Source organism: Rothia sp. HMSC069C01 (assembly GCF_001814655.1).
Taxonomy (GTDB): Bacteria; Actinomycetota; Actinomycetes; order Actinomycetales; family Micrococcaceae; genus Rothia; species Rothia dentocariosa.
In genome coordinates, this window is record NZ_KV817396.1 from 13598 (window position 1) to 28134 (window position 14537).

13 protein-coding genes are annotated in these 14537 nt (G+C 51.6%); 5 read left to right on the top strand and 8 right to left on the bottom strand.

Features of this window, described 5'->3' with window-relative positions; all coding sequences use genetic code 11:
- Nucleotides 1-71 precede the first annotated feature (71 nt).
- The 8 genes from HMPREF2981_RS05635 to rpmH all read right to left on the bottom strand — a co-directional run bounded on the left by HMPREF2981_RS05635 (nucleotide 72) and on the right by rpmH (nucleotide 6430).
- Entirely contained in the window at nucleotides 72-1544 is a 1473-nt protein-coding gene (locus tag HMPREF2981_RS05635) for a ParB/RepB/Spo0J family partition protein (RefSeq protein ID WP_037231457.1), read from the bottom strand.
- 210 nt (nucleotides 1545-1754) lie between these two features.
- Nucleotides 1755-2591, bottom strand: a complete 837-nt coding sequence (locus HMPREF2981_RS05640) for a ParA family protein (RefSeq protein ID WP_004005936.1) — start codon at nucleotides 2589-2591, stop codon at nucleotides 1755-1757.
- Nucleotides 2592-3099: 508 nt separating this feature from the next.
- Nucleotides 3100-3732: a 16S rRNA (guanine(527)-N(7))-methyltransferase RsmG gene (gene rsmG / locus HMPREF2981_RS05645; RefSeq protein ID WP_048778926.1), complete on the bottom strand. Its 633-nt coding sequence runs from the start codon at nucleotides 3730-3732 to the stop codon at nucleotides 3100-3102.
- Nucleotides 3733-4287, bottom strand: coding sequence for a Jag family protein (locus tag HMPREF2981_RS05650; protein ID WP_070661550.1), 555 nt, complete (start codon nucleotides 4285-4287; stop codon nucleotides 3733-3735).
- A gap of 29 nt (nucleotides 4288-4316) precedes the next feature.
- The gene (gene yidC, locus HMPREF2981_RS05655) at nucleotides 4317-5342 is read right to left on the bottom strand and encodes a membrane protein insertase YidC (RefSeq protein ID WP_070661553.1); all 1026 of its coding nucleotides are present in this window, start codon (nucleotides 5340-5342) and stop codon (nucleotides 4317-4319) included.
- A 54-nt stretch (nucleotides 5343-5396) separates the two neighbouring features.
- Nucleotides 5397-5843: a membrane protein insertion efficiency factor YidD gene (yidD, locus tag HMPREF2981_RS05660; protein WP_070661556.1), complete on the bottom strand. Its 447-nt coding sequence runs from the start codon at nucleotides 5841-5843 to the stop codon at nucleotides 5397-5399.
- Nucleotides 5824-6228, bottom strand: coding sequence for a ribonuclease P protein component (gene rnpA, locus HMPREF2981_RS05665; RefSeq protein WP_083313860.1), 405 nt, complete (start codon nucleotides 6226-6228; stop codon nucleotides 5824-5826). Before rnpA ends, yidD begins: the two co-directional genes overlap by 20 nt.
- Nucleotides 6229-6292: 64 nt before the next feature.
- On the bottom strand, nucleotides 6293-6430 hold the full coding sequence (rpmH, locus tag HMPREF2981_RS05670; RefSeq protein WP_004005930.1) for a 50S ribosomal protein L34: 138 nt from the start codon (nucleotides 6428-6430) through the stop codon (nucleotides 6293-6295).
- Between the two features lie 444 nt (nucleotides 6431-6874).
- Here rpmH and dnaA point away from each other — a divergent pair, with 444 nt between their 5' ends.
- The 5 genes from dnaA to gyrB all read left to right on the top strand — a co-directional run bounded on the left by dnaA (nucleotide 6875) and on the right by gyrB (nucleotide 14530).
- Nucleotides 6875-8536 carry a chromosomal replication initiator protein DnaA gene (gene dnaA, locus HMPREF2981_RS05675; protein ID WP_070661562.1) on the top strand — a complete coding sequence of 554 codons (1662 nt, stop codon included), beginning with the start codon at nucleotides 6875-6877 and terminating at the stop codon, nucleotides 8534-8536.
- A 615-nt stretch (nucleotides 8537-9151) separates the two neighbouring features.
- Nucleotides 9152-10279 carry a DNA polymerase III subunit beta gene (gene dnaN, locus HMPREF2981_RS05680; protein WP_048752405.1) on the top strand — a complete coding sequence of 376 codons (1128 nt, stop codon included), beginning with the start codon at nucleotides 9152-9154 and terminating at the stop codon, nucleotides 10277-10279.
- A 66-nt stretch (nucleotides 10280-10345) separates the two neighbouring features.
- Nucleotides 10346-11557: a DNA replication/repair protein RecF gene (recF, locus tag HMPREF2981_RS05685; RefSeq protein WP_070661566.1), complete on the top strand. Its 1212-nt coding sequence runs from the start codon at nucleotides 10346-10348 to the stop codon at nucleotides 11555-11557.
- Nucleotides 11554-12222, top strand: a complete 669-nt coding sequence (locus HMPREF2981_RS05690; RefSeq protein ID WP_083313861.1) for a DciA family protein — start codon at nucleotides 11554-11556, stop codon at nucleotides 12220-12222. The genes recF and HMPREF2981_RS05690 overlap by 4 nt, the downstream gene beginning before the upstream one ends.
- A gap of 247 nt (nucleotides 12223-12469) precedes the next feature.
- Entirely contained in the window at nucleotides 12470-14530 is a 2061-nt protein-coding gene (gyrB, locus tag HMPREF2981_RS05695; protein ID WP_179958860.1) for a DNA topoisomerase (ATP-hydrolyzing) subunit B, read from the top strand.
- The last annotated feature ends 7 nt before the right edge of the window (nucleotides 14531-14537 follow it).

Genomic DNA, 14537 nt, shown 5'->3' on the forward strand with positions numbered 1-14537 from the left:
GGTGATGTTTCACGTGAAACATCACCACCCCCAGTAGATTATGCGGGAAGGATTCTAAGCTATCACATGGACTAAGAACCTTTGAAATCAGAATCTAGAACCCGAATAATGCGGTTGAGATCCTCGACGTTAGCAAACTCAATAGTCATCTTGCCCTTACGAGCACCGAGCGAAATCTTAACCGATGTATCCAGTTTGTCGGCGAACGCATCCGCAATATAGTCCAATCGCTCGTGATGTTTCTGTGGCTGCGGGGTCTTCCGCTCTTTCTCTGCCGGAGCTTCGCTCGCATGGGCAACAAGCTCCTCAACGGCACGCACAGAAAGCCCTTCATTCACGATCTTCTGAGCAATGGTCTCTATCTTTGCCTGATCGGTTAAAGTCAGCAGGGCGCGCGCATGCCCGGCAGCGATAACGCCTGCCGCTACCCTGCGCTGTACGAGGGGAGGAAGCCTAAGCAAACGAATCGTGTTTGAGATCTGCGGGCGAGAGCGCCCAATACGCTTTGCAAGCTGCTCCTGGGTGGTACTGAACTCTTCCATAAGCTGTTGATATGCAGCCGCCTCTTCAATGGGATTCAGTTGGCTGCGATGCAGGTTTTCCAGCAGGGCGTCTCGAAGCAGATCAATATCTTGCGTGTCACGGATAATGGCAGGAATAGTTTCTAGACCCGCAGCCTGGGTTGCGCGCCAACGCCGCTCGCCCATTACCAGCTCATATTTTTCAGCATTTTTCTCGCGTGAAGGGCGCACCACAATAGGCTGCAGAACACCAATCTCGCGAACCGAATGGATGAGCTCAGCCATGTCTTGTTCATCAAAATCAACGCGAGGCTGTTTGCGGTTCGGGTGAATATCAGAAACTTTGATTTCTGCGAACTGAGCTCCAGGAACGGGTACAAGGTTGCTGTTACCCTCTTCCTCAGCTTCCTTCGTTTCTTCACCAAAGAAGAAATCTACCGGGCGGCGTGTTAACGTCGTATTGCGAAGTGCCGCACCCATATCCATACGAGGTTTCTTCTTCTGAACTTCGCGAGGCTGAGACAATGTTTCACGTGAAACATCTGATTTCTGCACAGGCTGCGATGCGGACAAAGAAGCAGATGAGACGTGTACGTTCTCTTCTTTTTTCTCCCCCGCTTTCACGGCAGGGGCTTTAAGACTAGGCATCTTAATCGCAGAAACCTTTTGCGGCTTCGATGAACCAGAAGGTTTCCGAGTCTCAGCAGAAGATTCCTGAGGTTTCGGATCCGTAGCCTTTTGCGACGAAGAGATGCGGTTCTCTTGCTGTTCTGTCCGTTTCGTTGTCGCAGACGGTTCCTTTTTCGGGGCAGATTTTTTCTGCGGCTCCGGCTTTACGTTGCGAGTCTTCGGGCGTTTTGCTGAGGATGCGGCGGCTTGTTCCTCCTGCTGAGGTTTGCGAGTCGCCGCTACTTTTTTTTCCGCCTCTTTCTCGGCAACATCGGAAGCAGTCACAACAGGCGTCGTATTATTGGGAATGAGAGCACCCAGTCCCCTTCCGAGACCCCGTCGCTTCTCTGCCATATTTTTCCTTCCTCACACCAAATTTTCTACCGCTCTCATACATGCCGATTACACTTCATATGAACCTTGCAGCACCGTAAAATCTGCGCTCAGAAAATTCGGTATTTCCCTAGATATAAATCTCAAAAAGTTTATTTATGGATAATATCGGAGTAATTACCAATCCTGATATGCCGATATTTCAGAGCATCTATATGCTCCGTATTCCTCTTAGCGGCGCGCAATTTCCTGCGCCGCTTCACGATAGGCCTGAGCACCGGTAGACGTTGGATCATAGCTGATAACGGTCTGTTGGTAGCTCGGTGCTTCCGAAATGCGTACAGAACGCGGAATCTTGGTCTGTAGAGTTTCCTTCGGGAAATGTTCCCGTACCTCTTCCGCTACCTGATATGCAAGATTGGTACGTCCGTCGTACATAGTCAGCAGAATCGTACTAATCTCTAGATTGGAATTCAGATGTTTCTGAATCATCTGAATATTCTTGAGCAGCTGGCTCAAACCTTCCAGGGCATAGTATTCACACTGAATAGGAATCAGGATTTCCTCTGCCGCCACAAAAGCATTAACAGTCAGCAGTCCAAGACTTGGCGGGCAGTCGATAAATACATAGTCGAGCCGTCCCATCCCCTGCTGGGCACGCCACTCAGTATAGTCCTCCAAAGCATTTTTAAGGCGTTTCTCACGTGCCACGACCGAAACAAGTTCAATCTCTGCCCCGGCAAGATCTATATTCGCGGGTGCACACCACAGATTGTCGAGATCAGGGCACTCCTGCACAATATCGGAAAGCGGAGTATCGTCAATCAGAGTGTTGTAAGTACTGGGAAGCTCCACGCCATGCTCAATACCGAGAGCCGTCGAAGCATTTCCCTGGGGGTCATTATCAATGACTAAAACGTTCATTCCCGCTTCTGCAAGGGCGGCCGCAATGTTCACGGCGGTACTCGTTTTACCGACTCCACCCTTCTGATTCGAGATAGTAAAGACGCGTGTATGTGGGGGCTTGGGCAGTAAAGGCGGCGTCGAGCCACCGGGGGTGATCGTCATATATCCTCCGCGCCTGATGCTGATGGTTGATGTGTCTTTCGCCAGATAAAGATACGCACACCATGTTTCACGTGAAACATTGGATAAAGAGCATCAAGGATGTTTCACGTGAAACACCGATGCTGTCTCCGGTCTGCGCGTTCCTCTTTAAGATTACCTGTCAAAACAGCGATATACCACGTACACCCTCGACAAGTTGTCTAGGATTCGTATTTTTTCACGGAAATTTATGATTTCACTCCCAAGTATTCACTCTCAGCACAGCATCATGAACCGATTATCAACCTCTCAACCAGGAAAAGTTATAAAAGTTCTACTACTCATTTTTAATATTCCACATTCACGAAAAACTACGGTGCCTCCGCCGAAAGTTCCCCTTCATCTCTTGTGTACCACAAACACTCTCTTTCTCCGGTATCAGGCAACGAACATAAAAAAGGGGTTGAAAATACATTCTCGGATGTATCTTCAACCCCTATGAAGCTCGCAGCTTCAGAGTTTATTGAGGCTAGAGTGTAACTCGCACAACGGTTGTGGGCTCATCCAGAAGCCCCTCCCCCGCCGTCAGGATTTCGGTCTCACGAGCCCCGTAACGGTTGAGTTTCTTCTTGGCCTTTTTAATCTCCTCTCGTGCAGAACGCCCCTTGAGAGCCAGAAGCTCACCGGTACCGCGCAAAATCGGCAGGGTAATATCTACAAGACCCACCAGCGCAGATACGGCGCGAGCAGTCACCACATCGGCATCAACCTGCCCGATAGCCTGTTCGGCACGCGAGCGCAGAATTTTTACATTCTCAAGGCCTAGATCCTCAACCACTTCATGAAGCCATATCACACGGCGTTCCAGAGGCTCTATGAGCGTGATCGATAGATCGGGGCGGGCAATAGCCAGACAAAGCCCCGGCAGACCCGCTCCAGAGCCTACATCTGCCACAGATGCACCTTCGGCGATATATTCCTGCACGGCGGCACAGTTGAGCACGTGACGAGCCCATAGGCGCGGTACTTCGCGCGGACCAATGAGCCCGCGCTCAATCCCCGTCGTCGCTAAATGTTCCACATAGCGCTGTGCCAGAGGCAGCCGATCGCCAAAAATTGCAGTGGCGGCTACAAGGTCTTGACCTTCACAAGGAACCGTCATTTACGCCTCCGGAAGGGAAATCACCACATGGCGACGTGTACCTTCGCCTTCAGACTCGCTGTAGAGTCCCTGTTCAGCAACCACATCGTGTACAACCTTGCGTTCATAGGCGCCCAGTGGCTTCAGATGGAAATCTTCGCCGGAGGCACGCACCTTCTCGACGGCGTCGAAGGCTATTTCGGTAAGCTGTTCCCGACGTTGTGCACGGTAACCCGCAATATCGAGAATAAGACGCGAACGGTTGCCGCTGGCGGCTAGAACCGACAGGCGCACGAGTTCCTGCAGAGCGTCTAAGACCTCACCGCGGCGACCAACAAGGTGGCGCAGATCTTCGTTCCCATCGTCATCATTGACCACCGAGAGGTAGATGCGCTGGTTGCGCACCTCAATATCAATATCTCCGTCAAGATCGACGATATCGAGAAGTTCTTCAAGATAGTCAGCGGCGATATCCCCTTCTTCCTCAATCATACTGACTTCGTCGATTTCTCCGACAGCCTCAGTATCCGATGCGGTGCTTGGCGATTCTGCGGTTTCTTCAAATATTTCAGTCATGGTTTTCCTTGAATTTATCGATGCTGTGTTTAGTTGAGTTTCGGTTTATTCGAGTTTTTATTGCTCGAATTATTCTGTCCGCCGCCCTTGCGCTGCTGTTTCTGGCGTTTCTTACTCATGGGCTGCTGACGCTGGCCCGCGGCGGCACGCTCACGCGCCTCCTCAAGCTCTTTTTCGTGCTGTTCCTTGGTTTTTCCAACGGGGGGTAGACCTTTAGCGGCACGGCGTTCGTTGAGTTCCTTTTCAGCCTGGGAACCGGGAGTCGGGTTATTGCGGATAACCCACCATTGCTGCCCGAGAGCCCAGAAGTTTGAGACGGTCCAGTAATACATCACACCAAGAGGGAAGTTAATACCCGTCACCGCGAAAATAACGGGGAAAATATACATCATCATCTGCTGCTGACGGAACATCGGGGAGCTTTTGGCTGCCTCGGAAATGTTCTTGGCGCTGAGCTGTTTCTGAATGAAGAACTGGGTACCGCTCATGAGCAGAATCATGATGATGGCCTGGACAACGGTGGCGGCATGGTTACCGTTGCCGGGATTCATCATGGTCGAGAAGATAGGTGACCCAAAGATATAGGCTTCATTGAACTGTTTAACCAGTTCTGCGGGAAGCAGCAGAATACCTTCATTTTTAGCAGCTGCCCCGGAAACACCCATGAGCACCTGATAAAGGCCAAGAAAGATCGGCATCTGCGCGATAATCGGTAAACAGGATGAGAAGGGGCTGGTGCCATGCTTCTTGAATAGTGCCATCTGCTCCTGCGCCATAGCCTGGCGGGAAAGCTGATCTTTCTTACCCTTGTATTTAGCCTGTAGCTTTGCCATGTCACCCTGCATGGCGTTCATACCGCGCATCGATTTAATTTGGCGCATAAATAGGGGAATGGTTACGGCACGCATAACAAGGGTCAAACAGATGATGCACAGCACCCAAGTGAAGCCCGAGGACGGATCCATACCAATGCTGGTAAAGATCGTGTGGAAGAACCACAGCACAGCTGACACGGCCAATTTAAAGGGCCAGAGGATCATGTCAAAAATGTTCACGGGAGGTTTTCTCCTTATGACTCGGCTAAGTCTTTGTAGGAATCTCGACAACCGTTAATGGTTGTTCGAGTGAGTTTCTAGGGGATGGTTCAGGAGCATAATTTTAGGTTCCTGACCGGGGGTAAAGGTCCGTTTTCCGGGCGGAACGGGATCAACTCCACCGGTTGCCCAAGGGTTACACCGCAGGATGCGCCGCACGGTCAGGCTGAGACCGCCGAGGGCTCCGTGAGTGGTGACCGCTTCCAACCCGTAGGCGGAGCAGGTCGGATAATACCGGCACACATCCCCATAGAGTGGGGATACGACTTTACGATAAGCCTTAATAAGCCCAATCAGAATATTCTGCGGCAGGGTGTAGACCGCATGCAGAAAAGATACCGGATGCACAAACTCATGGGGCGCTTGTGCGAGGATTTCATCGGGATCAAGCTGATGTGTGTGGGGATGATGTGTGCTGCTGTGATGAGGGTGAAAACGCTCATCACATCGACGATGGTTCATAGTCCCCTCCCCCACGGTTTTCAACATTGCAGCGTTGATCTTGACGGTCAAGTTTTTTTAGAGAGGATTCTAGAGCACCTCGATAGTCTGCGCGTAATTCTTCCCAGTTCGCTCCAGCGGATACGGGAAGCGCCCGCACGGCAATATACAGTCCCTGCGGGTAGGTGCTAACGGTTGCGGCAGCGAGTTCACGCAAACGCCGTTTAACACGGTTACGAGTCACAGCATTTCCAACGGCTTTTGACACAATGAAACCTATCAGGGTTGTATTTCCGGATTTTTGAGCCGTATATACAACTAAGTTCCGGCGCCCTGAGCGGGTACCGGAACGAAAAGCCGCGGAAAATTGGGAGCTGGTGCGCATCCGGTGCTGGATTGGCAGCACGTTTTCCTTCCCTGTAGTGGAAAACCCGCTAACACGAATGCGTTAGCGGGTTTTGCTGAGTTCTTTATGCCGAAAGCTTGGAACGACCCTTAGAACGACGGTTCGACAGGATAGAACGACCGGCACGAGTACGCATACGAAGACGGAAACCGTGTTTCTTCGCACGACGGCGGTTATTCGGCTGGAAAGTACGTTTACTCATACTTATCTCCTTGGACACAAAATCCTACCCGCTGGTTAGGATTTCTAAGCTTTTTCGTGCCCGATGGTACCTCGACACTTCGAGGTAGGCGGTACACATACAACAGAACAACTTTAGAAGAGTCTATGCTGCAAAGCAAGTTAATCCGCCCCACACATAACCCCAGGTTATCCCCAGGTTGTGGGGATTAGACTATCCACAGATGTTCTCAACGGGCCTTCAAAACATCATATCCACAGTTTTCCACATCCTTGTTATACACTTAATTTCCTTGATATATCAAGGAAAAATAACGAAATTCAAGAATTTTTCAACCGGTTATCCTCAGGAAAGACACATTTTTTCCACATTGTGTATAACTCCTGTGGATAAGCTGTTTATCATGTGTATAACCTACGGTAGAATCTGTACATATCTTTGTCATCTTTACGAGGGGAATCACTGATGAACGCTGAGCACACGCAGCTTCAGGAACGCTGGGAACAGGTCATAAGCATTCTGCAAGCGAATCCTGAGGTCTCTCAGCGTCTGCGTGGTTTTGTGAATCTTGCACAGCCTCAGGCTTTCGTGGGAACTGTTCTTCTGATTGCCGTTCCCAGCGAACTAACCCGCAATATTTTTCAGTCTCAGCTCAAGGCGCCCTTCCAACAGGCTCTGACCACCGTTTTTGGTCCCGGTGTATCAGAGGCTTTTACGATTGATGAATCGCTTGCACAAACGTCTCAGACGGTTTCGCCTTCGATACCGCAGATCGAAGATGATTCTCCTATGCCCCCACTTCATGAGGTTGAGGCCGAGCTCCACACCCCTGTACCGCCTCATCAAACTGCGGATGTGCCCGTTGCCGATGCACCGGCAGCTTCACCGGTTGATCCCGCCATTTTTGCCGAGCGCCCGCAGAGTTCTTCCCCCTCCCCCACCGATTTTTCCGAAGTACACACGCCGCAGCATGTGGACTCTGCCGTTCCCGCTCAGCCGATTTCTTCTCCTGCAGAGACTGAGGACATTTCTTCCCCAGCCACGGATACTCATACCGCTGTTTCTTCGGATTCCGGTTGGGATTCTTCGGCACGTCTGAACCCAAATTATACCTTTGATACTTTTGTGATTGGTCAATCTAACCGCTTTGCACACGCTGCAGCATTTGCTGTTTCCGAGTCCCCCGCCCAAGCCTATAATCCCCTCTTTATTTATGGCGATTCGGGGCTGGGTAAAACCCATCTCCTGCACGCGATTGGGCACTATGCCAAGCATCTTTTCCCGAGCTTGCGCGTGCGGTACGTAAATTCTGAGGAGTTCACGAACGATTTCATCAATTCGATTCGTGACGATGAGGGGTCATCTTTCAAGCAGATTTATCGCAATGTCGATATGCTTCTGATCGACGATATCCAGTTTTTGGCGGGTAAAGAACATACACAGGAAGAGTTCTTCCATACTTTTAATGCCCTGCATAATCACCAAAAGCAGGTTGTGATTACCTCTGATTTGCCGCCAAAACAGCTCACCGGGTTTGCCGAGCGTATGCGTTCACGCTTCGAGTGGGGTCTGATTACCGATGTTCAGCCTCCCGAGTTGGAGACTCGTATCGCTATTTTGCGTAAGAAGGCACAGAGCGAATCGCTCAACGTTCCTGATGATGTGATGGAATATATTGCATCGCATATTACGGCGAATATCCGCGAGTTGGAGGGCGCGCTCATTCGTGTAACGGCATTCGCCTCGCTCAATAAACAACCCGTCGATGTTGCTTTAGCCGAAGTTGTGCTCAAGGATCTCATTACAGATGCGGGCGACGCCGAAATTACCTCGGGGCAAGTGCTGGCGACCACGGCTTCCTATTTCGATGTGACTCTAGAGGATTTACGGTCAAAATCCCGCACTCGAACTCTCACAAATGCACGTCAGATTGCCATGTACTTACTGCGGGAGCTTACGGATATGTCGTTGCCGCGCATCGGGCAGGAATTAGGCGGCCGCGACCACACAACGGTCATGCACGCGGTACGGAAGGTAGGGGCACAAATGGCCGAACGACGCACTACCTTTAACCAGGTCACCGATTTGACGAACAAAATCAAGCAGGATCAGCGTGAAAGCCGGTAGTTCCCCGGAATTTCAAGGTTTAAACAGCCTGTGGATAACATGTGCGTTAAATCGACGTGTTAAGTGGATATTAAGTGCATGATTATTCATGATGTGTGGACGAAGGTAGATGTATAAATATCCATACACAATACATCCTCAGAAACGCTAATTTTTGTCCACTTAATATCCACAGATGATTTCCTTGATTTTACAGGGAAATTCTGGTTTTTCCACGATATCCACAGGGGTTATTAACATTACTGTACTTTAAAGAAAACACCCTCACATAACATGAAGTGCACCCACGCAGGTCCAATCGAACGCAGTATCCAACTGACTTGACTATGGTAATGAGGTAACAACACCAGATTTTTGTAATTACAATTTTCATAACCTTCTGAAGCTGTCCTGCATGATCTACCTTCCTAAAGATGTAATTACAAAATTTTCTAAACCCTCTGAGCGGAACTAACCTGTACCCTCTCCTTCACGAACCTGTATCCGGTAGGATGGATTATGCAGTTTTGCATAAACTACACACGCACGATGTAGGGTTCTCAATTCCATACGCATCCATGAGCTCATCATCGTTGTTTTCCAAACCCGTTTGCTTCATCACCGAAAGGCTCTTTGATGAAATTTACCGTTGAACGTGACGTACTTGCCGAGGCGGTTGGTTGGACCGCACGCTCGCTACCTCTTCGTCCTACCTCTCCCGTGCTCAACGGCCTTCTCATCAAAGCTGAAAGTGGTGAGGTTTCTATTTCGAGCTTCGATCATGAAATTAGCGCTAAGCAGACGATCGAGGCGTCGGTAGAGCAGGAAGGAACCTGTTTAGTACCGGGTAAGATGCTTGCCGAAATTTGTCGTTCGCTGCCTAATGCAGACGTTGAGTTCGTGGCTAATGATTCTACAATTTTTATGACCTGTCGTTCCGCAAAGTTCCAGCTGGCGGGTATGCCGGTGGCGGACTATCCGGAGCTTCCCGAACTACCGCAGATTTCCGGTACCGTTGATGGTGCGGAATTCGCTAAGGCTGTCTCCCAGGTTCAGATCGCGGTTTCCAAAGACGAAACTTTGCCGTTGCTTACCGGTATTCGCCTGGAAATCTCCGGTTCAACCATGACTCTTCTTGCTACCGACCGGTACCGCCTGGCAATGCGCGAAATTACCTGGAACCCTGAGAATCCTGAAATTGAGGCTGCGGTTCTGCTCAAGGCCAAAACCATGACCGAGGTGGGGCGTACCCTCTCAAGCTCAGGAGAACTTTCTATCGCACTTCCTGAAAATGGCGATCTTATCGGTTTCTCTGCGGGATCCCGCCGAACCACGAGTGTCCTCATGGACGGTCAGTACCCGAATCTTCGTGCCCTCTTCCCAACCGAAACCGCGGTTCATGCTGTGGTCCGTACATCAGATTTGGCGGAGGCGGCGCGCCGTATTTCCCTTGTGGCGGAACGTAACACTCCCCTGCGCCTTCAGTTCACCGAAGACGGACAGGTTTCGATCGATGCCGGGCGCGGTGATGAGGCTCGCGCATCCGAATCGATGCCCGCGCAGCTGGACGGTCACGAAATTACGGTGGCATACAACCCCACGTACCTTTCGGAGGGGTTGGGTGCCTTCGATACCGACTTTGTACGTTTCTCCTTTACTGAGGCTCCTAAACCTGCCGTGCTCTCCGGTCAGGATGAACCGCTAAGTGAAGAAGATCTTAGCTACCGGTACCTGGTTCAGCCGATTCGCCTGCCCGCTAACTAATCGTGCGTTTTGGTACCGGGGCATAGAAAATTAGAATAAACATTCGTTTTTATAGAAGGGGGTATTGTGTATCTTGATCATCTTTCGCTTCTTGATTACCGCACCTACCCCCTTCTCAACCTACCGCTGAGCGCCGGAGTTACCGTTTTTTTAGGGCCTAACGGTGTTGGAAAAACCAATATTATTGAGGCTATCGACTACACTGCGAATCTTTCCTCGCACCGCGTAAGTCATGATGGTCCGCTCGTGCGGGTGGGCGCATCCCGAGCCTATATTCGTGTGCGTACGGTGCGTGGTTCACAACAAACGGTCACCGAATTCGAGATAGCACCCGGGGCGAGCAATCGGGTGCGCATCAATCGAGCCGCTCCCGTGCGCGCCCGCGAAGCCCTAGGGATTACGCGCACCGTGTTGTTCTCGCCCGAAGATTTGCAGCTCGTCAAAGGTGAACCCGCGGGGCGACGCCGTTTTATTGATGATTTAGCGGTTTCGCTGCGACCCGTTGTTGCCGGGTACCGTCAGGAATACGAACGCATTTTGCGCCAGCGCAATTCGCTGTTGAAAACATTGCAGCGCCGCGGTTCCTTGGCGGCAGACGATGAAAACGCGATGCACACCCTTGACGTGTGGTCGGAACAATTGGCTCAGCTAGGGGCACAGCTCCTCGCAGCACGATTTCGTGTTCTATGGCTTCTGCTTCCCCACCTGAGGCGCGCCTACGCCGGGCTTACCGATGGGTCAAAGGACATCTCATTTACCTACGATTCGACGATTTTTCCCGAGATCACCGAGCGAGGGCTCGAACATGTTTCGCGTATGAGCATCGACGATATTAAAGATGCGATGGCGCAGCGCTTGCGCGAGCGCCGTGCCGCCGAACTGGAGCGCGGGGTGACTCTGGTGGGACCGCATCGGGACGATATAACGCTGCTTTTGGGCGGGTTAGCTGTTAAACAATTTGCTTCCCACGGAGAAAGCTGGTCGGTTGCGCTTTCTTTGCGGTTGGCTTCCTGGTTTGTGCATCGTGCCGATGACGATTCACCCGGGTCCTCCCCCATTCTTATTCTTGACGATGTTTTTGCCGAGCTAGATTCAGAACGACGTCACCGTCTCGGTGCTTTAGTAGCCCAGGCAGAACAGGTTTTGCTCACCAGTGCCGTGCTGAGCGATATTCCCGAGGAACTGGGGACGTACCACTTAGTGCGGGTGAGTGCCGCTCACGCCGCATATGCGCCCGAAACCACAGACGCACCGCAGACTGAGGATTTGTCCTCATGAGCGAGAAACTCTGGGATGACGGTGAGGAAATAGGCATGCAACCGTCGAATCATGAAGAATCTTCGCTTGATCCCGAGCAAGAATATTATCGTGATGAGGTCGATGCCCCCGCCGCCATGGTAGAACGGATGCGCGCCGCCGCAGCCGCCCGCGGCGAGGGGCGACTCAACGCATTCTCCGCAAAAAAGATTATTCGTGAATTTGGCTCTGCCATGAGCGCCGAACCGGGGAAACGAACAAAACCTCGCGCCCAACGGGTTGATATGCGCGCGTTGGGCGGCTATACCGCATCCGGTGAAGATTCTCGCGATCCTAAACCGCTTGACGGCGTGATTTCATATCTGATTCGTTCTCGTGGGTGGAAAGAGCCTGTGGCGGTCTCCAGCGTCATGGCACGATGGAGCGAACTCGTTGGGCCCGAACTTGCCACACACGCTAAACCCACGCGCTTTGAGAATGCCGTGGTCGATGTGCAGTGTGATTCGACCGCTTGGGCAACGCAGCTTAGGCTCATGCGTAATCAAATTGTGCAGATGTTCGCGCGTGAGCTTGGTGAAGGCGTGGTGGCGAACATCCGTATTTACGGGCCGAATAACGGGCGCTGGGCATCGCGCGGTCCTAAACGGGCACCGGGAGGCCGAGGGGTACGAGACACTTACGGATAACCCGCTTATTTGACACTTTTGCGTCATAAGGGCCTAAATCGCCGGAAACGAAGATAACGGTACGGTATATATCCCCCACCGCATACCGGGGTGAGTATGCTCAGAAAAGCCTTAGAAGGCTGTATATCCGAAATAAGCCGTTCCACACCCTTCAAAATATGGGCGTAAAGTCGTGAAATTCGGTAGAATAGTAGAGAATATGCTGATGCTGCGCTCATCTAGGTGCAGCGGTGATACATCACCGGGCATGAGATCTACCCCAAGGAGTTACGCACTCGTGACATCTGAACAACCCCATGAATACGGCGCATCTGACATTACCGTTTTGGAGGGTCTGGAAGCGGTTCGTAAACGTCCCGGTATGTATATCGGCTCGACAACCGAACGCGGTCTACACCATCTGGTTTACGAGGTGGTCGATAACTCTGTAGATGAGGCGCTCGCAGGTTACGCAAGTCATATTGAAGTTACAATTCAGGCCGATGGTGGCGTGCGCGTTCAAGATGATGGCCGCGGTATTCCCGTGGATGAGCATCCAACTGAGCATAAATCCACGGTCGAGGTCGTTATGACTGTTCTTCACGCTGGCGGTAAATTCGGTGGCGGCGGATATGCCGTTTCCGGTGGTTTGCACGGCGTGGGTATTTCTGTCGTTAATGCGCTCTCAAAAAAGGTTATAACCGAAGTCCACCGTCAGGGTTATTCCTGGCACATTTCTTTTGCTAACGGTGGTATTCCTGATGGTCCCCTGCGCCGCGGTAAAGCCTCTCAGAAGACCGGTACTATTCAGACGTTCTACCCTGATCCCGAGATTTTTGAGACCGTTGAGTTTGATTTTGAGACTCTGCGTGCCAGGTTCCAGCAGATGGCGTTCCTGAACAAGGGACTGACAATTTCTCTCACCGATGAGCGTGATCAATTTGAGGGGGGCGACGAGGTCGCCGAAGAAGAGGATGAGAAAGATAAAGTTCTCCCTCTCAACCGTGTAGGTGCAAACGCTGAAGGACACCGCACGGTCACCTATCGTTACGATAATGGTCTTTTCGACTACGTGCACTTCCTCAACGCGGGTTCAAAAACCGTTATTAACGAAGATATTATCTACTTTGAGGCTGAAGACACTGTGCGCCATATGGCGCTTGAGGTAGCTATGCAATGGACCGGTTCTTATAAAGAATCGGTGCACTCCTATGCGAATACGATCAACACTCACGAAGGCGGCACTCACGAAGAAGGTTTCCGTGCTGCGCTGACGTCTCTGGTGAATCGTTATGCTCGCGAAAATAAACTGCTGCGGGATAAAGACGATAACCTCACCGGTGAAGACGTGCGTGAGGGTCTGACCGCGGTTATTTCGATTAAGATTTCCGAGCCGCAGTTCGAAGGGCAGACGAAGACGAAGCTCGGTAACTCCGAGGCAAAATCCTTTACCCAGCGCGAGATTAACGATCATATGGCCGATTGGTTCGATCGTAACCCTGCTGTTGCCAAGGATGTGGTGCGCCGCGCTATTACGGCGGCACAGGCACGTATGGCGGCACGTAAAGCGCGAGAGACGACTCGGCGTAAGGGACTGCTGGAAACCAGTTCGATGCCCGGCAAACTCAAGGACTGTGCCTCAAAGGATCCGTCGATCTCTGAAATTTATCTGGTGGAGGGTGACTCCGCAGGCGGTTCGGCAGTGCAGGGGCGCGATCCAAATAGCCAAGCCATTTTGCCGCTGCGCGGTAAGATCCTCAACGTGGAGCGTGCCCGCCTCGATCGAGCGCTTTCCAATGCTGAGATTCAGGCTATGATTACGGCTTTCGGTACCGGTATTGGCGACGATTTCGACCTGGAGAAGGCTCGCTACCACAAGATCGTTCTCATGGCAGATGCCGATGTGGATGGCCAGCACATCACCACCCTATTGCTAACCCTGCTCTTCCGCTTTATGCGCCCGCTTATCGAAGCCGGATATGTGTATTTGGCACAGCCTCCGTTGTACCGCATCAAGTGGTCGAACGCTCCGCACGATTATGTGTTCTCTGATGCCGAGCGAGATGAGGCTCTGGCACGCGGCCAGGCAAAGAATCAGCGTTTACCTAAAGACAATGGCATTCAGCGTTACAAGGGTCTTGGCGAGATGGATTATACCGAACTGTGGGATACCACGATGGATCCTCAACGCCGTACCCTGCTTCAGGTGAAGATGGAGGATGCGGCTGCAGCCGATCAGATCTTCTCGGTTCTGATGGGTGAGGATGTAGAAGCCCGCCGCGACTTTATTCAGCAGAACGCCAAGGACATTCGATTCCTCGATATCTAAAGAGTTT